The organism is Niastella vici, from assembly GCF_002077945.1.
Taxonomy (GTDB): domain Bacteria; phylum Bacteroidota; class Bacteroidia; order Chitinophagales; family Chitinophagaceae; genus Niastella; species Niastella vici.
Map to the genome: position 1 here is coordinate 358,936 of NZ_LVYD01000002.1, position 23,356 is coordinate 382,291.

22 protein-coding genes are annotated in these 23,356 nt (G+C 45.3%); 10 read left to right on the top strand and 12 right to left on the bottom strand.

Annotation, left to right across the window (positions count from 1 at the left end):
* The first annotated feature begins 18 nt into the window (after window positions 1-18).
* Window positions 19-1,092 carry an oxidoreductase gene (locus tag A3860_RS04825; protein ID WP_081145418.1) on the top strand — a complete coding sequence of 358 codons (1,074 nt, stop codon included), beginning with the start codon at window positions 19-21 and terminating at the stop codon, window positions 1,090-1,092.
* A gap of 15 nt (window positions 1,093-1,107) precedes the next feature.
* Here the strand turns inward: A3860_RS04825 and A3860_RS04830 are convergent, their stop codons facing one another.
* The 4 genes from A3860_RS04830 to A3860_RS04845 all read right to left on the bottom strand — a co-directional run bounded on the left by A3860_RS04830 (window position 1,108) and on the right by A3860_RS04845 (window position 3,966).
* A complete protein-coding gene (locus A3860_RS04830) occupies window positions 1,108-1,584 on the bottom strand; it encodes a cupin domain-containing protein (protein ID WP_081145419.1) in 477 nt (158 codons plus the stop codon).
* Window positions 1,585-1,689: 105 nt separating this feature from the next.
* Window positions 1,690-2,361: a DUF4919 domain-containing protein gene (locus A3860_RS04835; RefSeq protein WP_081145420.1), complete on the bottom strand. Its 672-nt coding sequence runs from the start codon at window positions 2,359-2,361 to the stop codon at window positions 1,690-1,692.
* Between the two features lie 187 nt (window positions 2,362-2,548).
* Complete coding sequence (locus tag A3860_RS04840; RefSeq protein ID WP_081145421.1) at window positions 2,549-2,914, bottom strand: hypothetical protein; 366 nt, start codon at window positions 2,912-2,914, stop codon at window positions 2,549-2,551.
* 65 nt (window positions 2,915-2,979) lie between these two features.
* Window positions 2,980-3,966 carry a LuxE/PaaK family acyltransferase gene (locus tag A3860_RS04845; RefSeq protein ID WP_081145422.1) on the bottom strand — a complete coding sequence of 329 codons (987 nt, stop codon included), beginning with the start codon at window positions 3,964-3,966 and terminating at the stop codon, window positions 2,980-2,982.
* Between the two features lie 52 nt (window positions 3,967-4,018).
* Between A3860_RS04845 and A3860_RS04850 the strand changes: the two genes are divergently transcribed.
* The 7 genes from A3860_RS04850 to bioB all read left to right on the top strand — a co-directional run bounded on the left by A3860_RS04850 (window position 4,019) and on the right by bioB (window position 10,754).
* Window positions 4,019-4,495: a hypothetical protein gene (locus tag A3860_RS04850; protein ID WP_081145423.1), complete on the top strand. Its 477-nt coding sequence runs from the start codon at window positions 4,019-4,021 to the stop codon at window positions 4,493-4,495.
* A gap of 26 nt (window positions 4,496-4,521) precedes the next feature.
* Entirely contained in the window at window positions 4,522-5,364 is an 843-nt protein-coding gene (locus A3860_RS04855) for a UbiA family prenyltransferase (RefSeq protein WP_081145424.1), read from the top strand.
* Between the two features lie 68 nt (window positions 5,365-5,432).
* On the top strand, window positions 5,433-6,548 hold the full coding sequence (locus tag A3860_RS04860; RefSeq protein ID WP_081145425.1) for a M42 family metallopeptidase: 1,116 nt from the start codon (window positions 5,433-5,435) through the stop codon (window positions 6,546-6,548).
* Window positions 6,545-6,724 carry a hypothetical protein gene (locus tag A3860_RS04865; protein ID WP_081145426.1) on the top strand — a complete coding sequence of 60 codons (180 nt, stop codon included), beginning with the start codon at window positions 6,545-6,547 and terminating at the stop codon, window positions 6,722-6,724. The genes A3860_RS04860 and A3860_RS04865 overlap by 4 nt, the downstream gene beginning before the upstream one ends.
* Window positions 6,721-8,097, top strand: coding sequence for a hypothetical protein (locus A3860_RS04870; RefSeq protein WP_081145427.1), 1,377 nt, complete (start codon window positions 6,721-6,723; stop codon window positions 8,095-8,097). Before A3860_RS04865 ends, A3860_RS04870 begins: the two co-directional genes overlap by 4 nt.
* Window positions 8,098-8,100: 3 nt before the next feature.
* Window positions 8,101-9,621, top strand: coding sequence for a sulfatase-like hydrolase/transferase (locus tag A3860_RS04875; protein ID WP_081145428.1), 1,521 nt, complete (start codon window positions 8,101-8,103; stop codon window positions 9,619-9,621).
* Window positions 9,622-9,779: 158 nt separating this feature from the next.
* Window positions 9,780-10,754 carry a biotin synthase BioB gene (gene bioB / locus A3860_RS04880; protein WP_081145429.1) on the top strand — a complete coding sequence of 325 codons (975 nt, stop codon included), beginning with the start codon at window positions 9,780-9,782 and terminating at the stop codon, window positions 10,752-10,754.
* Window positions 10,755-10,898: 144 nt separating this feature from the next.
* Here the strand turns inward: bioB and A3860_RS04885 are convergent, their stop codons facing one another.
* The 6 genes from A3860_RS04885 to A3860_RS04910 all read right to left on the bottom strand — a co-directional run bounded on the left by A3860_RS04885 (window position 10,899) and on the right by A3860_RS04910 (window position 18,398).
* Window positions 10,899-11,303 (bottom strand): response regulator, encoded by a 405-nt coding sequence (locus tag A3860_RS04885; protein WP_081145430.1) that lies wholly within the window; start codon window positions 11,301-11,303, stop codon window positions 10,899-10,901.
* A gap of 123 nt (window positions 11,304-11,426) precedes the next feature.
* On the bottom strand, window positions 11,427-12,497 hold the full coding sequence (porQ, locus tag A3860_RS04890; RefSeq protein WP_143773942.1) for a type IX secretion system protein PorQ: 1,071 nt from the start codon (window positions 12,495-12,497) through the stop codon (window positions 11,427-11,429).
* Between the two features lie 338 nt (window positions 12,498-12,835).
* Complete coding sequence (gene lon / locus A3860_RS04895) at window positions 12,836-15,238, bottom strand: endopeptidase La (RefSeq protein ID WP_081145432.1); 2,403 nt, start codon at window positions 15,236-15,238, stop codon at window positions 12,836-12,838.
* 418 nt (window positions 15,239-15,656) lie between these two features.
* A complete protein-coding gene (locus A3860_RS04900; RefSeq protein WP_081145433.1) occupies window positions 15,657-16,085 on the bottom strand; it encodes a DUF3276 family protein in 429 nt (142 codons plus the stop codon).
* Between the two features lie 136 nt (window positions 16,086-16,221).
* Entirely contained in the window at window positions 16,222-18,051 is a 1,830-nt protein-coding gene (locus A3860_RS04905; RefSeq protein WP_081145545.1) for an ABC transporter ATP-binding protein, read from the bottom strand.
* A gap of 65 nt (window positions 18,052-18,116) precedes the next feature.
* Window positions 18,117-18,398 (bottom strand): hypothetical protein, encoded by a 282-nt coding sequence (locus tag A3860_RS04910; protein WP_143773943.1) that lies wholly within the window; start codon window positions 18,396-18,398, stop codon window positions 18,117-18,119.
* Here A3860_RS04910 and A3860_RS04915 point away from each other — a divergent pair.
* Window positions 18,397-20,103: an alpha-glucosidase gene (locus A3860_RS04915; RefSeq protein ID WP_081145546.1), complete on the top strand. Its 1,707-nt coding sequence runs from the start codon at window positions 18,397-18,399 to the stop codon at window positions 20,101-20,103. The two genes, A3860_RS04910 and A3860_RS04915, sit on opposite strands and share 2 nt — an antisense overlap.
* A gap of 9 nt (window positions 20,104-20,112) precedes the next feature.
* Here the strand turns inward: A3860_RS04915 and A3860_RS04920 are convergent, their stop codons facing one another.
* Entirely contained in the window at window positions 20,113-20,673 is a 561-nt protein-coding gene (locus A3860_RS04920) for a pyridoxamine 5'-phosphate oxidase family protein (RefSeq protein WP_081145435.1), read from the bottom strand.
* 174 nt (window positions 20,674-20,847) lie between these two features.
* On the opposite strand from A3860_RS04920, the gene A3860_RS04925 reads away from it, so the two are divergent.
* On the top strand, window positions 20,848-22,854 hold the full coding sequence (locus tag A3860_RS04925; RefSeq protein WP_081145436.1) for a serine hydrolase: 2,007 nt from the start codon (window positions 20,848-20,850) through the stop codon (window positions 22,852-22,854).
* Between the two features lie 161 nt (window positions 22,855-23,015).
* On the opposite strand, the gene A3860_RS04930 is transcribed toward A3860_RS04925, so the two are convergent.
* A complete protein-coding gene (locus tag A3860_RS04930; protein ID WP_081145437.1) occupies window positions 23,016-23,318 on the bottom strand; it encodes a putative quinol monooxygenase in 303 nt (100 codons plus the stop codon).
* Between the last annotated feature and the right edge of the window lie 38 nt (window positions 23,319-23,356).

A 23,356-nucleotide genomic window follows, 5' to 3' on the forward strand; every position in this document is an offset into this window, starting at 1 on the left:
TCACATCAAAATCAAATAATGAATTCACAGATAAATGTAGGTTTAGTTGGCTACGGCATTTCAGCCAAAGTATTTCACGCGCCTTTTATTGCTACCAACAACCACTTTCAACTCGTTAGTGTGGTTGAACGGCATAAACAGGAATCAAAAGAAATGTTTCCGCAGGTGCAGGTGGTAAAAACCATGGAGGAACTGCTGCAAAATAATGCCATTGACCTGGTGGTGATCACCACGCCCAATGAAACGCATTTCCCTTATGCCAAAGCAGCGCTGGAAGCCGGCAAACATGTGGTGCTTGAAAAACCGGTCACCAATACATCGGCCGAAGCCAAACAACTGGCTGAAATTGCCAATCGCAGTGGCAAAGTGCTGAGCGTTTACCAGAACCGCCGGTATGTAAGCGATTTCTTCACCATCAGGGAAATACTCGACAAACAACTGCTGGGTAATGTGCATACGTTTGAAGGACATTACGACCGCTATCGCGCCGAAGCAAGGCCCCAGGCCTGGCGCGAACACGTATTGCCCGGCAGTGGCATTCTCTTCGATTTAGGCCCACACCTTATTGACCAGGTATTGTACCTGTTTGGCCTGCCCAATTCCATTGCAGCAGATATCAGGATGCAACGGCCACATGCCAAAGTAGATGACTACTTCGATCTGCGGCTCGATTATGGTTTTTTGAAAGTGATACTGCAGGGCGGCATGCTGGTGCGCGAACCCGGGCCACGTTACCTGATCCATGGCACCAAAGGATCGTTTGTAAAATCGGGGGAAGATCCGCAGGAAGCGTTGTTGCGTGCCGGTAAATTACCAGTTGGAAATGATTGGGGGCAGGAACAGGAAAACATCTATGGCCTGCTACATACTGAAATGGATGGAAAGATTATCAGGGAGCGCTATCCTTCGCTTAAGGGCGATTATGCGGCGTATTATAGAAATCTTTATGACACTATCGCAAACCATAAACCGGTACAGGAACGCATTGAACATGGATACAATACCATTCGCCTGATAGAGCTGGCCTTTGAAAGCCATCAAAACCAATGCACCCTTCCGTGTACAGGACTGCTGGCAGTGCCTTACCGGTAAGCACCCGTCAAACTATTAGTCGAACTTCAGCGGCGGGCCAACTATTTCCATGCCATGGATGCGGTATAACCGTTCAAAATCGCGTAAAGTGCCATCGGGCAGCTGACTGGCCTGTGAAAAGAATTCATCCATAGTACCAGCCGGTTGATACACTACCAGCATTCTTCCATTGGTATCGCTTATTTTGGCAAAAGTGTGCGGTATTTGTCGGGGCGCAAATACGGAATCGCCTGCTTTGGCATTGAAAATATCGTCGCCGATCCTGAAAACAAATTCCCCTTCAAGAATGTAGAACCATTCGTCCTGTGTATAATGAAAATGATAGGGCGGACCGCCTTTTTCCATTTTGGTAGTGTCATATATACAAAGCCCCTCCCTGCTATCGGTTGATGATACTTTGCATTCGAACGTGCCGCCCAGGAATGAGACCTTTTCATTAAAACGATCCTGTCCGGCTTCAATTTTAAAGCCGTGGGTTGCTTTGATCTCCATGATGTATTTTGATTAAAAGGGTTGTACAGTTAAGTTACTAAAATTATTGCACATTACATGGAGGAACCTGGCGCTACAGCAGTTGCAATAAAACCTGTGCCACACTTACTTTTTATCTTTCAACTGTTGCTGCATGAAGATGAACGTTTCAGAAGTATCGAAGTAAATAATCGTTTTCTCAAAATATTCTGAAGGAGAAACATGCAGCGCATCACAGGGATATACCAGGCTTTGCCCCTCACTTTCCAGTTTCAGGTTCTTCAGTATCTCATATTCATCACTCACATAAATGGTTTTATACGCCGTATTACATGATAACCCGTTGCCGGTTGACAATATAGCATCGCGCAACATGCGGTACCGCCGGGCAAACAATTGCGAAGAATCATTGTCGGCCATATTATACATCACCAGCGCTTTCAACAAATGAGGCGTTAGCCCAACAGGCACATCATGCAGCGCCACATCACAAAGTTGGGAAGCCCTGTCATATTTCTTTTTGCCCAGCAGTTCCCTGATCTCTCTTTTCTTTTCATCGGGATAACCGGAATAACCATCCTGAAAAACAAAACCGTAATACAACAGACGATAATCATCGAGGGAGAGCGTGGTGTCGAAATGCTGAAAACGTTCAAACAATTTGGGATAATAAGTTGAAGCGGCGGTATCGGTTACGGCCAGCTTTACAGAATCTCTGTTTACCAGTTTAAAAGGTTGTTCCTGGGCAATGGCCGCGCAGGCGAAAAGGATAAAGCAAAAAAAGAGCAGGGCTTTCATGTGCGTTAAGGGTTTGGCATAAATCTACAATCCCTTTTTTTATAATAATAAACCCCTTGTGCTGTATCGTAAGTATTAACAGGACTTTATCGAAAAAGGTGGGTCGCTCTTTAGGAGCGGCTCACCTTTTTGCAATGTGGGTCACCTGACAGCCGGGGATCACCCACCCTTTTTATAATTCAATCAATTACTTCCCAATAAAAACATCAGTAATATCAAATTGCGCTTTGGGCGCCGCATCATACATCATGCAAAAAATACAACCTGAGTTCACCGGCGTAGCCGTTTTAAAAGTGATGGTAGCACCGGCTTTTACCCCTTGAGGTAATTTGCATACGTTGGCAACAGAAAACACATTATCGTATTGCGCATTGTTGTTCATCATATCCTTCCAGCCATCTTCACCAATTGAATCATTATTCAACACCTGAACCACCATGCTGGCGCATGTTTGACGCACTACTTTACCTTTCAGCAAACCATCCTTTTCTTTTTCCTTTCCACAGGTGGAGGCCAGCACCGGCAACGCCATTAAAATAAAAATTAATTTCATATCTGGTTTCTTTTACTCATTGACTAATATCGTTGAGCAGGCGTTGCATAACAGGCTGTTAAAATCTATATGCCTGCTATTAACAGGTTACAACCGCGAATATCGCTGGTATCAATACGGCCCAATACTTCAAATGAACCATCGGGCATTACCGTACCAACATCATCGGTTGCAATAAACGAACAGGAGTATAAATTGGCCAGGTCAATTACATTGATGACACCGCTGCCGCTTAACCGAACATCGAGCGGGTCATCATCCTGCCGCACCAGCACTTTCATCCAGGGCGGACAATTAAATATTCCATCCCCATATGAATAAGCTTGTGATAACAGTTCCGTCATCCCATACTCCGAATGAATGGCATGGGTTTGAAAAGCCGTGGTGAGCAATAAATGCACTTCTTCCCGGGTCATTTCACGGCGGCGGCCCTTCATGCCACCTGTTTCCATGATAACGGTATGTTGCAGCGGCATTGGGTATTTTTCAGCAAAATCGAGCAGGGCAAACGTAACGCCTATCAATATGGTCTTCTGTCCCTGTTTTTCCAGTTCCTGCAACACCTGGGCCAGCTTATCGTGCTCATACAGGTAAAACCCGCTGTGCGGGTGCCCGCTTAATTTGATCATGTCATTTACCATTACCACCAGCGAAGAGTTCTGGCGCTCGAGATAAGCAGGTAATAACCCTATCACACACCAGTCCTGCACCGGTCCGTAAAACCGTTCCCAGGCTTTTAAAAAACTGTTGCGGTAAATGTTCAGGTCTTTAACATAATGGCGGCTGTTGACGGTTTGCGTGGTGCCACTGCTCTCAAAAACCGCTTCCGGTTCAAAAACAGTCGATTTAATATCGGCAGTCTTGAAAAACCGGATCGGTAAAAAAGGGATCTGGTCAACAGACCGCACATTTGCCCCAACTATTGACAGCGCATTTACGTAATGCTGATAAATAGCATTATTATTGTACTGGAATTGGAAGATTTCTAACGCCAATTGCTCAAAATCAACCGGTTCAAGGGTAAAAATTTTATCTTCTATTTCACAAATCATAATATTATTGCAGACTTTTGACCTATAATTTTGTACACGATAATTAAAACATATGCAAAAGCTTGTTTTATATAGTACGCTCGCTTTTTCCCTGGCATTGATCGTTTTTGCCTGCAGCAAAGATAAGTATCAGGATAAACCTACGGTTGAAGTAACATCCATAAACCCAGGCCAGGTTCCATTAAACAGCCCACTTGAAATAAAAATGCAGTTCACCGATAAACAGGGCGACCTGGATTCGATCTTTTTGCACAAATTACGGCTTAATTCAAAAGCAAAACCGCTGATCCCTAACAACGATTTTAAATACAAGCTCCCTACATTTCCTGACAAAACGAAAGGTGAGATAAAGGTAACTTTACAGTATGCCTTAGATGTTGTTTCAGCTCAAAAACCCGATGCCCAGGCGGGAGCTCCCAATGGCTATGAACCCGATACGATTGCGTTCCAGATCGTATTGAAGGACAAAAAGGGCCATACCAGCGATACTACCGTTACCGACAAAATTGTTGTTGAAAGAGTTCCCTAGTTTTTTTGTATTTGAGAGCTTGAAGGATGCTGAAATATTTATTTGACTGGTTCCTGTTCACCAGTTGTTTTATTGCCGGTTGTGCCTTGTTGATGGTCATTCAAACAAACCAGTTGCTGCAATTGCAGTACGATGGCACAGCTTACCTGGTATTTGTATTTTTTTCAACCCTTTGCAGTTATAACTTCCATTGGTACCTGAGCGCCAACGCCACCAGTGAAAACATCCGGGTGCGCTGGACCCAGCAACATAAAATACTGCACCTGGTATTGACCGGCGTGGGGTTCCTCGTTTCGGCCTGGTATTTTTTCCGCTTTATTGAACACTGGTTCTGGCTGGGTGGCGCCGCGCTGCTTACCTTCCTGTATTCGGCCCCCAAATTGCGATACGGCCCCTTTGCCTGGCTTAGCAGAATTGCAGTGGGAAAAACCCTGTTCCTGGCATTTGTATGGATGTATGTGACCACTTTTTTACCCATTGCCATCGATAACCATCACTGGAACATGGCCGCCCTTTTGTTTTGTACAAGCCGGTTCCTGCTCATTTATGCCATCTGCATCATTTTCGATTACCGCGACCGCGACTATGACAAACAGGCGGGCATAAGAAGTATGATCACCTATTTTAACGAACGGGGCATTAATAACCTTTTTGCAGGCTCACTGGCGGGGTTTGCCATAAGTACCGCCGGGTTGTATTTCAATGAACTTTCGGTGCTCACTATTGTTCTTTTGCTTATTCCCGGCGCCATAACGGCCGTACTGTACCCGGTAGCCAAAAAGAACTTTAGCGACTACCTGTACTACTTTGTACTGGACGGACTGATGATGTTTTCGTCGCTATTGACTATATTCATACCAAATAAGTAGTTTTGCGCCAATTAAATCAATAATTTTATCATATATAGAACAGGATATTATCTTTTAATACAGTTAATATGGCTAAAAGTAAAACGACCGCTTCCGCTAATTCCACATTGACCGATCAATCGCTGAAATTCCTCAAGACCTATATCAATACCCCATCGCCCGTTGGCTTTGAAAGCGGCGGACAGAAATTATGGTTAGAGTATATTAAACCGTATGTTGATACCACTTTTGTTGATCCCTATGGTACAGCTGTGGGCGTCATAAACCCCAAGGCTGAATTTAAAGTGGTGATAGAGGCCCATGCCGATGAAATAAGCTGGTTTGTAAACTATATCACCCCCGAGGGGCTGATCTACCTTAAACGCAATGGCGGCGTTGACCACCAGATAGCGCCCGGACAACGGGTATTTATTCATGGGAAGAAAGGACCCGTAAAAGCCGTTTTTGGCTGGCCCGCCATCCATACCCGCCTGCATAATCCTGATGGTAAAGACCCGCAACCCAAAGTAGAAACCCTGTTCCTCGACAGCGGCGCCCGCAACAAAAAAGAAGTGGATGAACTGGGCATTCATATTGGTTCAGTAGTTACCTACCAGGATGGGTTCGATGAACTGGCATATGATTATTTTATCGGCCGCGCCTTTGATAACCGAGTGGGTGGTTTTATGATCGCAGAAGTGGCGCGCAAGTTGAAAGAAAATAAAAAGCAATTACCATACGGTTTATACGTTGTTAATGCGGTACAGGAAGAAATAGGTTTACGCGGTGCAGAAATGATAGCCCGGCGCATAAAACCCAATGTGGCCATCATTACCGATGTAACGCACGACACCTACACACCCATGATCAACAAGGTCATTGAAGGCGAATGTGCCTGCGGAAAAGGCCCCTCACTGGCTTATGGCCCCGCAGTACACAACAAGCTGTTGAGCCTGGTACAGGATGTGGCCGAAAAAAACAGCATACCGGTACAATTGCGCACAGTATCACGCAGCACCGGCACCGATACCGACTCGTTTGCCTATGCCAACGACGGCTGCCCTTCAGTACTGATATCGATACCCTTACGGTATATGCATACAACGGTTGAAATGTTGCATAAAAGCGATATAGAACAAACCATCAGGCTGATGTACGAGACCGTATTAACCTTAACGCCCAAAACAAATTTGAGCTATTTGTGATAAAAGCATGCATCCTCTTATACATTGATCCCGGTAGCGGCAGTTATCTTATACAGGTGATTATTGCCGCTATTCTGGGGGCATTGTTCTATTTCAAAAATCTTTGGTGGAAAATAAAGGCATTTTTCTGGAAGCCTAAAAAAGAGGACGCAGAGGGAGAAGATATTGCTAAATGACAAATTACACACGTCATCCTTCATCGTTTAAAGATCCTTCAGGTTTTGTATTTGAAGCAGAAGGAAAAATTTACCGGCAGGTAAATCAATACTATGCCGCGCAATACCGCCAGTTGATGGATTCGGGTTTATACAACCAGCTGGTAAGCCGCCAGCAGTTGATAGCGCATGAAGAAGTAGCTGAAAACTTTACTGACACGGCCGACTGGTACACTACCCTGCTGCCCGAACCGGTGCCCTTCATTTCGTACCCCTATGAATGGTGTTTTGAACAGCTGCAGGATGCCGCCTCACTTACCCTGGCTGTATTGAAAACAGCCTTACAACAGGGCATGATCCTGAAAGACGCCACGCCCTACAATATTCAATTCCATAAAGGACGGCCGGTATTCATTGATACGCTCTCGTTCGATAGCTACGATCCCAAACAACCCTGGATCGCCTACCGCCAGTTCTGCCAGTGTTTCCTGTTTCCCCTGTACCTGGAACATTACCTGAAAACGGATATTCAAAGAATTCTCAGCACCTATATTGATGGCATTCCGGTTGACATTATAGCCAAATTGCTGCCCCTTAAAAGCCGGTTGAGCCTCGGCGTGTGGTTGCATGTTTACCTGCAGCATACCGCCTCTACAAGCGCCAGCGGCAAAGCCAACAAACAAAACGGCGGCTTCAGCAAAAAGAAACTGCTCGATGTCATCAGCCATTTAACCAACATCATTGACAATTTCCCGGCGAATAAAACGTATAAAACCACCTGGAGCAATTATTATGAAGACACCATCCTGAGCAGGGAATACCTGCATGAGAAAGAAAGGATCATTCAGGGATTTTGCCAACAAACCAGCGCCCGCAGCGTACTTGACCTGGGCGCCAACGATGGCTATTTCTCAAAAATTTTTGCCAGCCATCAAATGCAGGTGATAGCCACCGATTCAGATAACCGCTGCATTTCAAAGCTGTACCAGGAAGTGAAGCAGGAGAAAATACAGAACATTCTGCCCCTTATACTCGATGTGGCCAACCCATCCCCTGCCATTGGGTTCAACAACCAGGAACGCGGTTCTTTTCACCAGCGCATACAAACCGACCTGGTGGCAGCCCTCGCCCTGGTTCATCACCTGGTAATTGGCAAGAACATTTCATTACCGGTACTGGCAGCCTATTTTAACGGCATTGCACCTGAGCTTATGATTGAGTTTGTTCCCAAAGAAGATGAAAAAGTGCAGCAGATGCTGGCCAGCCGCCCCGATACATTTCCCGATTATGACCAAACGCATTTTGAACACTACTTCTCAAAATATTTTGATATAGCCGATAAGCAGATCGTAGTGGGTACCAGCAGAACCTTATACAGAATGAAAAGAAAATAGCATATGTTCTCAAAACTTGGGCAGTATTCTCTTTACCCGGTTCTATTACCTGTATTTTTTGTATTACACGGCTGCCTGGAAAACTATGGGTTTATCAGCCCTGGCGAAGGTTTATTATTAGCCATCATTTATACAGCAGGCGCCCTTGTTTTGGGCGGGACAGGCTGGATGCTTTTTCGCAACATCCCCAAAGCAGCCCTGTTTGCATTTATGCTAATGGCTGTTTATTTTTTCTTTGGCGCCATACACGATTTCCTTAAAGAACACGCGGGTTCATTTTTCAGCAGCTATGTGGTACTGCTGAGCGCTTTTTTGATACTGCTTATTGTTGTGATCGTATATCTGAAGAAACGCAATAGCCCCTTTAAACGGCTGACAGCTTTTTTGAACCTGCTTTTTATTGTTTATATACTTATTGGCGCCGGCGATCTTATTGCAAAAACCTTCCGCCATTCCGATTACGCGTTATCAGTATACCCTTTTGCAAAGAACAATACCGCGCGCGCGCGGTACAAACAATGCCCTGACTGCCATAAACCCGATATTTATTTTTTACTGATGGATGGGTATGCAAGCACCGTTGCATTAGCGAAATGGTACCAGTATCAAAACAACCTCGACAGCTTTCTGCTCCGGAAAAAATTCAGCATACAGGCCAACAGCCGTTCCAATTATAACTTCACGCCTTTCTCCATGGCCTCTATCCTGAACATGTCGTATTTGCAAGGCATAGCGAACCCCAAAAATGTAACGGTCAATGAATATGCGAACTGTGAAGTGCTGATCCGTAATAATGAAGTAATAAACAGGCTGAGCGCTGCGGGGTACGACATTGTGAATTATTCAGTTTTTAACCTGGCCGGGCACCCCAGCGTGGCCCGTCAGGACTTTCTGCCCTTAAACACCAGGCTGATCACAGAACGAACCCTGTTCGCCTGCATTCGAAAAGATATTGGTTGGAAGCTGGCTAAATGGTATCCGTTCAAATGGTTTTGGAGCAGTGACATTATGCAGGACAATCGTAATAACCAGTCGTTCATTGAGCTGGTAAAAACGAGCGCTGCCACAAAGAGCGCAAAGCCCCGCTTTGTGTACGGTCATTTTTTCATGCCCCATAGTCCCTATTACTACGACAAAAACGGCCAACTAAAAGACATTGCCACCATCACCACCGAAAGCCTTTCCAACCCCATTCCGGCGTACCTGGAATATGTAACTTATGTCAATGGCCGCATCAGGGAAATGATCACGGCTATTCAGCAACAAAACCCTTCGGCGGTGATCATCCTGATGGGCGACCACGGCAACCGCGACGTCACCAGCGAGGCCTTCCCGGTTCGTTACTTCCAGAACCTGAATGCCGTGTATTACCCTGATAACGATTATAAACTGCTGTACGACAGCATCTCAGGCGTAAACCAGTTCAGGGTGGTCTTAAACAAACTGCTTAAACAGGACCTGCCGCTTTTGCCCGATTCCTCCATTTATTTACTTGATAAAGGCACCGCCCCCCATATGAAATAAAGGTTGAATTAAACAAATTATAGTATCCCCATGAAAATGCACATCTCTATTTTCATATTGATTTTGTGACTATTTTCGGGGAATATTTTTATCGATTAGGCGTTTTTTGAAGAACCGTTCAACGGTGTATATTCGCCATTAATTTAAATGAAAACAGCATGATCAGAAACGACTGGACTATTGAAGAAATACAGGAAATTTATAATTCTCCGCTGCTCGAACTCATTTATCGTGCTGCCAGCACTCACCGGCAGTATAACAATACAGGTGAAGTACAGGTTTGTACGTTGCTTTCTATAAAAACAGGTGGCTGTTCTGAAGATTGTGCTTATTGCCCGCAGGCCGCCCGCTACAATACAGGTGTTAATGTACATCCTCTTATGCAGAAAGACCAGGTACTGGAATACGCAGCCAAAGCAAAAGCAGCCGGTAGTACCCGTTTTTGCATGGGCGCCGCCTGGCGCGAAGTAAGGGATAACCGCGATTTCGACCGCGTTATCGACATGGTAAAAGGCGTAAATGAAATGGGAATGGAAGTTTGCTGTACCCTGGGTATGCTTACCGAATCACAGGCGCAGAAATTAGCAGACGCCGGTTTGTATGCGTACAATCATAATCTGGATACTTCAAAAGAATATTATAAAGAGATCATTTCTACCCGCACCTATACCGATCGCCTCGATACATTGGATAACGTTCGCAAGGCCGGTATCTCTGTATGCTGCGGTGGTATTGTTGGCCTGGGCGAAACCCATGCCGACCGCATCAAAATGCTGCACACGCTGAGCACCATGCCCGAGCATCCTGAAAGTGTGCCCATCAATGCGCTGGTGGCCGTGCAGGGTACGCCCTTGGAAAATAACCAGAAAGTTGATGTTTGGGATATGGTGAAGATGATCGCTACCGCACGCATCCTGATGCCCAAAGCGATGGTACGCCTGAGTGCAGGCCGCGCCACCATGAGCGTTTCTGACCAGGCCCTGTGTTTTATGGCGGGCGCCAATTCCATTTTTACCGGTGAGAAATTGCTGACCACCCCCAACCCCACCTTCGATGAAGATAAAGCGATGTTTGAGATGCTGGGGCTTACTCCAAGAGAAGCATTTAAAGATGAGAAAGAACTGGTAGGCTAAATACCCCCTAACCCCCTAAAGGGGGAACAAGAAATAAGAAGTCCGAAGTAAAAGGTCAGAAAATGACTTCATACTTCGGACTTTGCTATTTAAACAGGTTAAGCGCTGTTTTGCTTTATTACTCCCCCTTTAGGGGGCTGGGGGTTATCCTATTATATCAACAATCTCTTTACAGAAATACTGCTGCCCATCCATAACCAGCATAATGGCCCTGATCATTTCTTCACCGCTTGAATTTTTGGTAACATATCCATTGGCGCCGGCATGCATCAACGCATTGATATAGGGAAGATCGGTATGAACCGAAATGCCGATGATGCGGATATCATCAGTGAACTCACGGATCACCCGGGTGGCCTCAATACCACTTATGGGTTCCATATTGATATCCATCAATACGACATCGGGCGAAAGAGTTTTACAGGCTTCAATGACCTGATAACCGTTTTCGCATATGGCAATGATCGAAAGCCGTTTATCCCTGCTCAGGAGCAGGTTCCAGGCCTCGCGTACCAGTCTGTGATCATCTGCAATAATCACTTTGATCATTAAGAAAAGGTTTAATTAATGGTAAAAATTAAGATTAATCATTTTACAGCATAAACAATACTCCATAATCCCTAAAATTTAAAAGTTTAAGGAAAGCGGTTAATAATAATTAAGGGGAAACAATTACTTATTTCCTTTGCTGTTTAATAGCCCGCCTGAGCCGAAATAATCGTGTAGCCTGAGGTTTAAGCCGAATTGGTTATAGGAAGAATTATTTTGATAATAACTCCTCGCGTAGCGGATCTGGATTTTTTTGAATAACACGCCAACACCCATCGAAAACCCGTTTAGTCCGTTGCCGGCGTTAGTTATGTTCAATTCTTTGCGTCGGAGGTAATTATAACCGGCAGTTATTTCTACTTTATCGGTAAGGTATAACTGCATGGCCAGTATAACATGCATGAAAAACTTGTCAAATATATATTTTTTTTCTTTGCTATCCTGATCAAGCCCCGTTTCACTGTTAAATAAAGTGTCATCATAACGAATATTGAACCGGTGCAGCTGAAAAAAGGTAAGCGAGAACTGTAAAGGCGCATGAGCCAGCCTTTTAGAAATACCCAGTTGCAGGTCGAAAGGCAGATCACCTGCCCCACTACCGCTATAGGTTTTTAGCTGTCCGCCCATGTTGCGGGCCACCAGCGAAGCCTGCCATAAATGGGCCGAATCGGCATAAGCAATGCCTATATCCATAGCCAGCCCCGATGACCGGTATATACCATATGATGAATGAATAAATTTGGCAGTAACGCCATAATGCCACCGCTCTCCGTATTGCCGGGCAGCGCTTAATTGTACCACATAATCATTCGGCCGCATAGTGCCCATTACATTACCCGTCATATCGGTTTCGGGTATGGAACCATAACTGAAATAATTAATACCTGCCGCAAACGTGGTTGCAATGGATCCCTTATAAAACCCTGTCATTAAGTGATAGTTCTTTATGCCTGCATAAAAAGAATTAAACACCATTGATGTTTGGGTATGCATGGCCGGTCGTAACAAGGCCGGGTTGTTGAACGCAAGACCAATATCAGCGGTTTGATTGGAAATATTTAAGCCCCCTAAAGCGGTGAGTTGGGGCGTATTGGAAAGCTGCAGGAAATTATAGACTGTATTACCGCCCAATGTTTGCGCATTCGCACGGGTAAGGATAAATAAAAAACATAATATAAGCAGCCTGAATTGCATGAAGGATACCCACGAAAATAACTAAAATGCCGCAATCACTATAATAACCCGATCGTGATTCTGCAATACCGGCAGTCAATTCACCATTCACCCTTAGGCATGCGCAAAAAAAAATTCCTCCATTGACATGGAGGAATTTCTTTAACCCTTAAAACAACCAACATGAAAAAAAATCTCGGTTGAATATTAATAACAGGGTTTATTATTTATTTGTTCAGTGATTAACTGAAAGAATACATTAAAATTCTATTAAAGGCCTCCTTCCCGGATACGCTCAGGACGAGCGCCCAGTGCGGGCTGGGCGAAGTCGAAGCGTTGAAGAGCGTAGAAGAAATGCCTCACCCTAATGCAATATCAAGCACCTGTTGCATAGTTTTCACATAATGAAAGGTGAGCCCTTTAATAAAGGCCGGTTCAATTTCCTTGATGTCACGCTCATTTTGCCAGCACAGCACAATTTCCTTTAAACCGGCGCGGCGGGCAGCCAGCACTTTCTCTTTTATACCTCCTACCGGCAACACCTGACCGCGTAAGGTAATTTCACCCGTCATGGCCAGGTAAGGTTTTACCCGTTTACCCGTTAATGCCGAGGCTATAGATGTCATGATGGTGATACCGGCGCTGGGGCCATCTTTCGGCACGGCCCCTTCGGGCACGTGTACGTGAATATTCTTCTTCTCGAACAACTTTGCGTCAATAGCCATTTTTTTGGCATTTGTTTGCAGGTACGATAAAGCAGTTACCGCACTTTCCTTCATCACATTACCAAGGTTACCGGTAAGCTTCAGCTCCCCTTTTCCATCGCTCAGGCTGGTTTCCATGAACAGGATATCACCACCTACATACGTCCACGCCAGTCCAATAGATACGCCGGGAATATTGGCCACTTTATAGATATCGCTGTTGTATCTGGGTTTGCCCAGGATCTTCTCTACCTCTTTTTCCGTGAGCGGACTTTTCACCGTTTCGTTCATTGCAAATTCTTTCGCTTCATAGCGCATGATCGAAGCCAGGTAGCGGTCCAGCTCACGCACCCCGCTTTCGCGGGTATAGTCCTGGATAATCTTTTGCAACACGGGATCGCCTATTTTAAAGTCGATCGTTTTAAGGCCATGCGCTTCTTTTTGTTTGGGCACCAGGTGCCTTTTGGCGATCTGCACTTTTTCTTCCACGGCATACCCGCTCAGGTTAATGATCTCTAACCGGTCGCGCAGGGCGGGTTGAATATTGTTGATATCATTGGCCGTGGCAATGAACAGCACTTTGCTGAGGTCATACTCCAGCTCAAGATAGTTATCGTAGAAAGAATGGTTCTGCTCGGGGTCAAGCACTTCTAACAGGGCCGAAGACGGATCGCCGCGGAAATCATTCCCTACCTTATCGATCTCATCGAGGATAAGCACGGGGTTGCTCGATTTCAGCTTGCGCAACATTTGAATGATGCGGCCCGGCATGGCGCCAATATAGGTTTTGCGGTGACCGCGCACCTCGCTTTCATCGTGCAAACCGCCCAAACTAATGCGGCCATATTTACGCTGAATGGCAGTGGCAATGCTGCGGCCCAGCGAGGTTTTACCAATACCCGGAGGGCCCACAAAACAAAGGATGGGGCTTTTCATATCGCCCTTCAGTTTCAGCACGGCCAGGTATTCGAGCAGGCGCTCTTTTACCTTATCCATTCCATAATGGTCATGATCGAGCACCTTCTTCGCTTTCTTCAGATCGTACTGGTCTTCGGTGCATTCCTGCCAGGGCAGGTCGAGCATCAGGTCGAGGTGATTGTATACCACCGAATAATCGGGGGTGCTGGGGTGCATGCGTTCCAGCTTTTCAATACCCTTTTTGAACATTTCTTTTGCCGCTTCCGGCCATTTCTTCGCCTCGGCCCTTTTCTGCATTTCCTTTATTTCCCGCTCGTTGGTATCGCCGCCCAGCTCTTCCTTGATGCTCTTCATTTGCTGTTGCAGGAAGTATTCGCGCTGTTGTTTATCGAGCTCCGTCTTGGTTTTGGTGGTCACCTTGTTTTTGAGTTCGGCAAACTGCAGCTCGCGCTGTAACAGCTTCATTAACAGGTCGGCACGGGTTTCAATATTGTTCAGTTCCAGCAGCTTCTGCTTTTCGGTAAGCTCCGTGTTCAGGTTGCTGCTTATAAAATGAATAAGGAAAGAAGGGTTCTCGATATTGCGTAAAATGATCGAGGCTTCGGATGGAATATTGGGCGAAAGCTGAATGATTTGCCCGGCCAGTTCCTTGATATTGGCCACATACGCGTTAAAATCCTCATTTTTAGGCGCTTCGTCTTCTTCCAGCAATTCTATCTGGGCTTTAAAATAAGGTTCTTCGGCGGTGATGCGGGCCACCTTGAACCGGCGTTTGCCCTGAATGATGACGGTGGTGCCCCCATCGGGCATTTTGATCATTTTTATGATCTTGGCCACGGTACCGATGTCTTCGAGGTCCTTTACGGCCGGATCTTCCACATTACTGTCTTTTTGCGCTATAACCCCAACCAGTTTGTCGACTTTATAGGCGTCATTTACAGCTTTTATACTTTTATCGCGGCCCACGGTGATCGGTAACACCACTCCGGGGAACAATACGGTATTACGTAAAGGTAACAGACCCAATTCTGACGGAATGACTATATCGGCACTGTTATCTCCTTCATTTTCATTGAGGGGGATAATAGGAATAAAATCCATTTCATCTTCAGGCGTGAATAATATTTTCGCTTCTTTCATACAAAGATTATCTGTGACAAAATAACATACTCTTGCTTAATATACCATGACTTGAAGGCAATTGCCATATATGTCAAGATTAATGCCAGTGCAATAAAGGCATAGAAATCAAGGGGATTGCCACCTTTTTTGGCAGCCGCACCCGACAATGTGGGTTAATACAAAGAATATCAGGGATATAATAAGGGAGGATTGTTTTGGATATGTTGATTACGTTTGTGGTTAGCTGTTACACCCCCGACCCCTAAAGGGGAGAAAAGAAATTTTATATTGTATAGTCAGCCCCCGCGCTCGCCTCGCAATTGGCAGAAATCCATTGCCGCAGTCCGTTTTATTGCCCCCCTTCAGGGGGCTGGGGGGTAAAAAGAAAAAGCTCCTTTCGGGAGCTTGCTAGATCAAAATACTTTTATGGGGAAAATTACCATTTGTCAACTTCTTCACCCGCATCGGCAGCTGAACCGGCGCCATTGCTGGAAGGGGCGGCGCTGCTCACCGGGGTTAAAGCCGGAGCTTCCGCTACTTCATCGATATCTGCATCTGCAACTTCAACCTGATCGTGGTTGTAGGCGTCAAAATCAAAATTGGGCATCAGTTCTGTTTTCACGTAGTCCACTGCTTCGGTCAATGCCTTTAAGAATTTGTTGAAATCTTCTTTGTAAAGGAAGATCTTGTGCCTGTCGTACCCGTTTTCGTTGAATTTTTTGCGGCTTTCCGTAATGGTAATGTAGTAGTCATTTCCACGGGTAGCCCTCACATCAAAGAAGTAGGTTCTTCTTTTCCCAGCTCTTATGCGTTTGCTATAAACGCTTTCCATACGTTTGTCGTTGTTTTCGTACGCCACAGTCATTTAAGTTTTGCAGTTAACAATTATCAAATTTTCACAAAAAAAAGCGTTACAAATATAATATTGTTTTAGAATCAACAAAATTTCATTACCATTTTACGAAGTTATTTCCCATAGTTATCCCCATTTGTTAGTCGTTTTAGCCCTCTTCCCGCTCCTGTTGCAGCTGTTGTTCGTATAAATACGCATAATACCCGTTTAATGATAATAATTCATTATGTGTGCCGGTCTCTACTATTTTGCCCTCATCGAGCACCACAATGGTATCAAAATCGAAAAGCGTAAAAATGCGGTGGGTGATAATGATAGCAGTTTTATGTTGAAGATATACACTTAAGTTTCCGAGTATTTCTTTCTCTGTACGGGCGTCTACTGCGCTCAGGCAGTCATCGAACACCACCAGCTGCGGGTCTTTGGCCAGTGCACGGGCAATGGATATGCGTTGTTTTTGTCCACCGCTCAACGTTACCCCCCGCTCCCCTACCATGGTATCGTACCGGTCGTGAAAATGTTCTATTTCTTTTTCAACACTCGCATAGCGGGCAGCCATTACGGCCGTTTCGCCATTGATGCTTGCGCCAGCGGCCGGACTGAACAGGATATTATTTTTAATGGTATCGCTGAACAGGAAAACATCCTGGGGTACATAGCTTATTTGCCGGCGAAGTTCCTGCAGGTCCATCTGCCGCAGGTCGGTGCCATCGATGCTGATACTGCCCACGGTGGGGTCGTACATGCGCAACAATAATTGCGCAATGGTGGTTTTTCCACTGCCGGTATGCCCTATGATCGCGATCTTTTGCCCTTTTTTAATATGCAGGTTGAACTGCGTGAGTGCCTGAATACCAGTGTTGGGATAAACAAAATCAACATTATTAAACGAAATATTGCCCTGTACGGTGGGTTTTATGGCATTGGGCGGATTTACAATTACCGGATCGGTTTGCAGGAACTCATTGATGCGCTTTTGCGAAGCCGCCGCCCGTTGTATCATACTGGCCGTCCACCCAATGGCCCCCACCGGGAAGGTGAGCATATTAATGTACATCACAAACTCGGCAATGGTGCCAATTTTAGTGCCGGTTGGGTCGTAAATGGCGTAAATGCCGCCGATCATGATCGTAAGGAGGGTGCTAAGGCCTATCAGCAATGTCATGGAGGGAAAATACAGCGCTTCCATTTTCGCCAGGCCAATCGCATTGTCGCGGTATTCGTCACTGTTCTTTTCGAAGAACTGGAACATGGCCTTTTCCTGTACGAACGATTTAATGACCCTGATACCCGAATACGATTCCTGCGCATTGGTGGTAAGGTCGCTCAGCAATGCCTGAATACGTTCACTTCTTTTATTGATGATGGTGTTTACTACATAAATGGTGACGGCCAAAATAGGCAATGGCGCCAGCACATACAGGGTCAGCAGCGGATCTTTCTTCACCATATAGTATACCGACATCAGGATCAGCGATATCAGGTTGATCAAATACATAATGGCCGGCCCCGTGAACATTCTCACCCGGCTTACATCCTCGGCCATGCGGTTCATGAGGTCGCCGGTACTATGGGTTTTGTAGAAATTGGTATCGAGGGTGAGATAGTGCTGAAATATCTGGTTCTTTTGATCGTATTCAATATGGCGGCTCATGACAATAATGGTTTGCCGCATCAGGAACATAAAAACACCCCGAATAAGGGCCAGTACCAATATGGTGATGCCACAAAGAGCGATCACGGAAATGGACCGGTGTTGTTCGGCAAACCCGATGAACCAGTTTACCAGCCAGTCGTATTCAACGGTGGCTTTTTTAGGCACAATGCCAAAAGCCCGCTGCACTACGTCGAACACATAACCGGTAACCTGGGGGGCCAGTACCGCAAAATAGTTTGAAATAACAATAAAAACGATACCCAGAAATAACCGGTACCGGTATTTCCAGAAATAATGATCAAGTGCTTTAAGATGTTTCAACCGCAGGAATTTGAGCAGCAAAGGTAGTAATAATCAATCCTTTTTCTCCTCCGGGGCATTCAACTTTACCCACCCGCTACGGCGCCGCCTTCATTTTTAACAGAATCTTCATCAGGCAGTTCATTGAGCGGACCTTCATCATCGGCCAATTGATTACTCTTTTTCTCTGTTTCTTCACGCACAATAGAGAAATTGTTCCCCACACTGGTCTCAAACTCGCTATGTACCTGCGTATTCTGGTCAAAAGGTTTGTTTTTCTTTTTTTCCATTCCCAATGGCGTGCAAAACCTGTACCCCACATGCTGGTATATGGATTGCAAAAAATTACCGAATAAACAGTTACGCATGCAGATAAAAGATAAAGAATGGTGGAAGGAAACCGTCATTTACCAGATCTACCCCCGCAGTTTCAAAGACAGTAATGGCGATGGTATTGGCGACCTGCCCGGGCTGATCTCCAAACTGGATTATATTCAAAACCTCGGCATCGGCCTGGTATGGCTAAACCCCATTTATGCTTCGCCCAATGATGACAATGGGTACGATATCAGTAATTATGAAGCTATTTCACCCACCTTTGGCACCATTGCCGACTTCAACGCATTGCTCATTGGCTTGCATGCAAGAGGTATTAAGCTGCTGATGGACCTGGTAGTAAACCACACCAGTGACGAACATCCCTGGTTTGTGGAATCGAGGAAATCGAGGGATAATTCATTCCGCGATTATTATCACTGGTGGCCGGCTGAAAAAGGCAAGCCGCCCATGCGCTATAGTTTTTTTGATAAGAAAGGCGATGCCTGGCAATATGATCCCGCAACGGAATCGTATTACCTGCATTACTTTTCAAACAAACAACCAGATCTCAATTGGGAGAACCCCAAAGTACGGCAGGAGATCTATCAAATGATGTGCTTCTGGCTCGATAAAGGCATTGATGGTTACCGGTTAGATGCTATTTCCTATATCTCAAAAGATACCAGCTGGCCTGTTATTTCTAAAAAAGAGCTTAAAGAGAAATACGATAATGACTGGTCATACTTTTATGCAAAAGGGCCTAAACTGCATGAATACCTGCATGAAATGAACCGTGAGGTACTAAGCAAATATCCCGATGCGGTCACTATTGCCGAAACGCCGGGTATTGAAAAAGAAGAAGCCCTGCAATTTGTACATGAAGACCGGCAGGAACTGCATATGTTGTATCATTTCAAAGGTATGGGACTGGGGTATGCCAAAGAAGGTTTTAAACGGCCCGACCCCAATGGTTATTCGCTACCCGAGTTCAAGAAATTATATACAGAATGGAATGATGTATTTGCCAAAGAAGGCTGGGGCACTATATATCTGGGCAATCATGATCAGCCGCGGATGTTATCACGTTGGGGTAACGATGCGCCTGAGTTCAGGGTGCCCTCGTCGAAGCTGCTGATGACCTTTTTGCTTACCATGCGCGCCTCCCCTATTTTTTATAATGGCGATGAGCTGGGTATGGCAAACATAAAGTTTGAATCAATACAGGAATATCGCGACATTGAAACCCTGTACATGTATCATTATTTGCAGGCGCAGAAAGAAGATGTGGAACGGTTTATCAAAGACCAGCAGTTTGGCGCGCGGGATAATAGCCGTACGCCTTTTCAATGGGATGCTACGGATTGTGCCGGCTTTACTACCTGCGAGCCCTGGATCAGGGTAAATGCCGACCATAAGTTTATAAACCAGGAAGCACAGGATGTGGATGGCAATTCACCACTGAATTATTTCAGGCACCTGGTGCAGTTGCGCAAAGACCATCTGGAACTGATATATGGCGAATACAAATTGTATGATCCGGCGCATATAAACATATACACCTATACGCGCACGCTTGAAAAAACTTCCACGCTCATCATCCTGAACTTTTCTGATGACCTGGTGCCGTATACGATACCGAAGGAGTTACATAAGAAACAATTTCAACTCATCAGCAACAATGAAACTTCATTGCAACAGAATGGACATGAGCTGAATTTGCTGCCCTGGCAGGCGCTTATTTTTAAGTTGAAGTAGAAGGCTTAATTACAAACTACCCTGCTTACCCAACGCTGTTGGCAACCCATCGAGACTGATCCCATTCTTTTCTTCCTGGTAGGCTTTCAGTCCTTCAGGGCCTTTTTTCTCGGCCCATTTTTGTGCCTGGTCCCGTTCGCCGGTATATTCATACAGGGGCACACTAAAACCGCAGGAGGTTTGTACTTTATGAATATCGGCTACAAAGAGCTGCCTTATTGCAAGTGGTATAGTGAACAAGGCCGACAATTCAGCCCATTGCGCATCGCCAGGTAGCACTGTATATCCTTTCCCATATAAACGCAGAATATTCGGTGGCCCTTCAAAAGCGCAGAACATAAAAGTGATGCGGCCGTTCTCCAGCATATGCGCCGATGTTTCATTGCCACTGCCTATAATATCCATATAAACCACGCGGCTGGGCGACAAAACGCGGAAGCTGTCGAGCCCCTTGGGCGACAGGTTTACATGCCCCTCACCACTTAATGGCGCCGACGCTACAAAAAACATCTTTTGTTTATGTATAAATTCAGCATGATGGTCCTGGATGCTATCAAAAAACTTACCCATAGGATTGATTATTGCCCACAAAGATAATGACGCGGCCTGCCATGCAACAAATTGGGCATAAAAGCTACTTTAATCCGGAGAAATCATTCAAAGCCTGTAACTTATTCAAACATACGGACGTCTCAATCCAGAAGAACAGTCAGGGTTCTGTTTCACCTATCAAATTCCACTAATATGAGTGCAAAGCCGTTGCTCAAAACCATTTCACTGCTGCTTGCCAGCATCCCCTTTTTCATAAACGGGTTTGCCCATAATGGCAGCGTAGCTTATGCTTACCCGCTTGGCCTCATCAAAATTGATGGTGATCTCAGCGACTGGCCGGCCAATGCCATAAAATATACAATCGCCAATGTTCCGTCTGACGTTAAGCCAACCGACGATTCAGACTTTTCCGGATTTTTCCAGTTGGGCTACCGGCTCGACAACCACTCCCTGTACATTGCTTTTACCATAACAGATAACGACTACATAGTTGACACCTCAAAAAATGTACGCTGGAACTCACAGGATGGACTGGAGGTAAGTATTGATGCCCGCCATTTGCTCTCCGGCTCAGGAGTTGTTTCGTATTTGTATAGCGAAACATTCAAGCACATCAATAACAATTTCTTTGATCCGTTTGCTAAAGACGCTAACTGGGATATTACAGAAATAGCTGTTAACCGGCGCGGCAATACCCGCATTTATGAATGGCGCATTCAGTTAGGCAATGAGCTGGCGGTGGGTAAAACGATCGGTTTCGATTTTCATGTTTTCGATAAAGATGGAGACGGCAGTATTAGCTGGTCATCGTGGGGCAAGGGCGCTTTAAAGTTCAGGAACCCCAACAGCCTGGGCGACGTTTTGCTGTTACCGGCAGCAACAAAGCTGGCTACCATTTCAGGAAAAGTAAGCTGGGATAAACCGGTAGCCACCAAATTACCCGCGCAGGTATGCCTTATTAACACAATGGCTTGCTGGCTGCAGGCAGCAGTTGACAGCCTGGGGAACTATTCAGTTGATGTACCTGCAGGCAAATACGAGATCAATGAGTATGAGCCCTATTACCTGGCCGGCGATACAGTGTATAACACCCGGCAGAAAAAGCCCATCACGGTAATAGCAAAGGCCGCACAAAAAATAACAGCCCATGAGCTTATTATTCCTTCTACGCCTGCACCAGACCTCATCCCCGACAAAGGTGTATTGCTTGATTTTACCCCGGCAAAAGCCGCACTGGTTGACAACTTCATTGAAACTTATTGTAAGTACTATGGTATACCGGGTGTTTCGCTGGCCCTGATAAAGGATGGAAAGCTGGTCTATCACCAAACCTATGGTGTTCGCAATATCATGACCGGTGAAAAAGTAGATTCGAATACCTTATTTGAAGCCGCATCTGTAACAAAACCGGTATTTGCCCTTGCGGTTGAAAAGCTGGCCGAACGCGGCATCATCAACCTCGACAAACCGCTGTATGAATATCTTCCCTATAAGGATATTGAAAATGATGAGCGATATAAGCTTATAACGGCCAGGCACGTGTTAACCCACCGAACCGGTTTCCCTAACTGGCGTTGGATGAACCCCGATGGCAAGCTCGATATCAAGTTCACCCCGGGCACTGCTTTTGGCTATTCCGGCGAAGGGTTTGAATACCTGAAACTGGTAGTGGAAAAGATAACTGGCAAAAAAGTGGAGCAGGTATTGCAGGAAGAAGTGATAGAACCGGTAGGATTGTACCATACCTGGTTCTCAAAAAATGATTCGTTGCAACAGATGAAGGCATGTGGCCATTTCGATAAACAGCCAAATAAAAAAGACCTGCCCGAAAAACCAGGTATGGCTTACTCCATGCACACAGAAGCAAAGATCTTTACCAGGTTTATGCTTTATTTGTTAGAACAAAAAGGGTTGAAGCCGGCAACCTACGACACCATATTATCAAAGCATTCCGAGTATGATTTTACCGGATGGCGCGAAAAGCCAAAGGTCCCCACTTACATGGGCATGAGCCTCGAGGTACGCGAAACACCCTTTGGAAAAACCTTTGGCCATGGCGGTAATAATGGTGATTTCAAATGCAAGTTTGAAGTGTATAAAGACCTGAAAATGGGTTATGTGCTGTTCACCAATTCCAGCACATCTGATATGCTGTTGGAGAATATTCGCAAGTTTTTAGTGGAGGGGAAGGATAAGTAGAAAGGGACAAACTATTTTTTCAAGCGTTTAAGCATTTCGCCCGCCCTTGCATAACTGATACCATATGTTTCAACGGATATGGCAATGGACTGGTTAATGGAAGGTAATGGGCCCCAAAATTTTTAATGACACTTACTATGTTCAGCTGAAAACCGGCTTTTCTATACCCCTGCTCCACCCAGCAATTCAAGTTCCTGTAATTTTTGTGGTTGTCCGTCCATGATGGGCATGGCTTTCATGATCAGTTCACGAACCCCTTCTACTTTTAGTGAATTGTCGTGATCTTCTTTACTGTCCCAAATTTCAGTTACATATACAGTATTTAAGTCATTCTGTTCTTTACCTACCGCATATAGTTTACATCCCTGAGCAGTAGCAACCAGCCTGGAAGCATCTAACAGGATATTTGCCAACTCGTCTGCATGTCCTGCTTTTGCAGGCAGTTTCATGTTTAATAAATACATACCACTATTGTTTAGCAGGTTGAAAATACGGATAAATC

What these genes read in the sequence shown, in the direction of transcription:
- A3860_RS04855 (WP_081145424.1), top strand. Translation starts at nt 4,522, where the DNA reads ATGCTGAAATATTTATTTGACTGGTTCCTGTTCACCAGTTGTTTTATT.
- A3860_RS04835 (WP_081145420.1), bottom strand. Translation starts at nt 2,361, where the DNA reads ATGAAAGCCCTGCTCTTTTTTTGCTTTATCCTTTTCGCCTGCGCGGCC.
- A3860_RS04915 (WP_081145546.1), top strand. Translation starts at nt 18,397, where the DNA reads ATGCAGATAAAAGATAAAGAATGGTGGAAGGAAACCGTCATTTACCAG.
- A3860_RS04840 (WP_081145421.1), bottom strand. Translation starts at nt 2,914, where the DNA reads ATGAAATTAATTTTTATTTTAATGGCGTTGCCGGTGCTGGCCTCCACC.
- lon (WP_081145432.1), bottom strand. Translation starts at nt 15,238, where the DNA reads ATGAAAGAAGCGAAAATATTATTCACGCCTGAAGATGAAATGGATTTT.
- A3860_RS04900 (WP_081145433.1), bottom strand. Translation starts at nt 16,085, where the DNA reads ATGACTGTGGCGTACGAAAACAACGACAAACGTATGGAAAGCGTTTAT.
- A3860_RS04850 (WP_081145423.1), top strand. Translation starts at nt 4,019, where the DNA reads ATGCAAAAGCTTGTTTTATATAGTACGCTCGCTTTTTCCCTGGCATTG.
- A3860_RS04860 (WP_081145425.1), top strand. Translation starts at nt 5,433, where the DNA reads ATGGCTAAAAGTAAAACGACCGCTTCCGCTAATTCCACATTGACCGAT.
- A3860_RS04925 (WP_081145436.1), top strand. Translation starts at nt 20,848, where the DNA reads ATGAGTGCAAAGCCGTTGCTCAAAACCATTTCACTGCTGCTTGCCAGC.
- A3860_RS04930 (WP_081145437.1), bottom strand. Translation starts at nt 23,318, where the DNA reads ATGTATTTATTAAACATGAAACTGCCTGCAAAAGCAGGACATGCAGAC.
- A3860_RS04870 (WP_081145427.1), top strand. Translation starts at nt 6,721, where the DNA reads ATGACAAATTACACACGTCATCCTTCATCGTTTAAAGATCCTTCAGGT.
- A3860_RS04885 (WP_081145430.1), bottom strand. Translation starts at nt 11,303, where the DNA reads ATGATCAAAGTGATTATTGCAGATGATCACAGACTGGTACGCGAGGCC.
- A3860_RS04920 (WP_081145435.1), bottom strand. Translation starts at nt 20,673, where the DNA reads ATGGGTAAGTTTTTTGATAGCATCCAGGACCATCATGCTGAATTTATA.
- A3860_RS04830 (WP_081145419.1), bottom strand. Translation starts at nt 1,584, where the DNA reads ATGGAGATCAAAGCAACCCACGGCTTTAAAATTGAAGCCGGACAGGAT.
- A3860_RS04910 (WP_143773943.1), bottom strand. Translation starts at nt 18,398, where the DNA reads ATGCGTAACTGTTTATTCGGTAATTTTTTGCAATCCATATACCAGCAT.
- bioB (WP_081145429.1), top strand. Translation starts at nt 9,780, where the DNA reads ATGATCAGAAACGACTGGACTATTGAAGAAATACAGGAAATTTATAAT.
- A3860_RS04845 (WP_081145422.1), bottom strand. Translation starts at nt 3,966, where the DNA reads ATGATTTGTGAAATAGAAGATAAAATTTTTACCCTTGAACCGGTTGAT.
- porQ (WP_143773942.1), bottom strand. Translation starts at nt 12,497, where the DNA reads ATGCAATTCAGGCTGCTTATATTATGTTTTTTATTTATCCTTACCCGT.
- A3860_RS04875 (WP_081145428.1), top strand. Translation starts at nt 8,101, where the DNA reads ATGTTCTCAAAACTTGGGCAGTATTCTCTTTACCCGGTTCTATTACCT.
- A3860_RS04825 (WP_081145418.1), top strand. Translation starts at nt 19, where the DNA reads ATGAATTCACAGATAAATGTAGGTTTAGTTGGCTACGGCATTTCAGCC.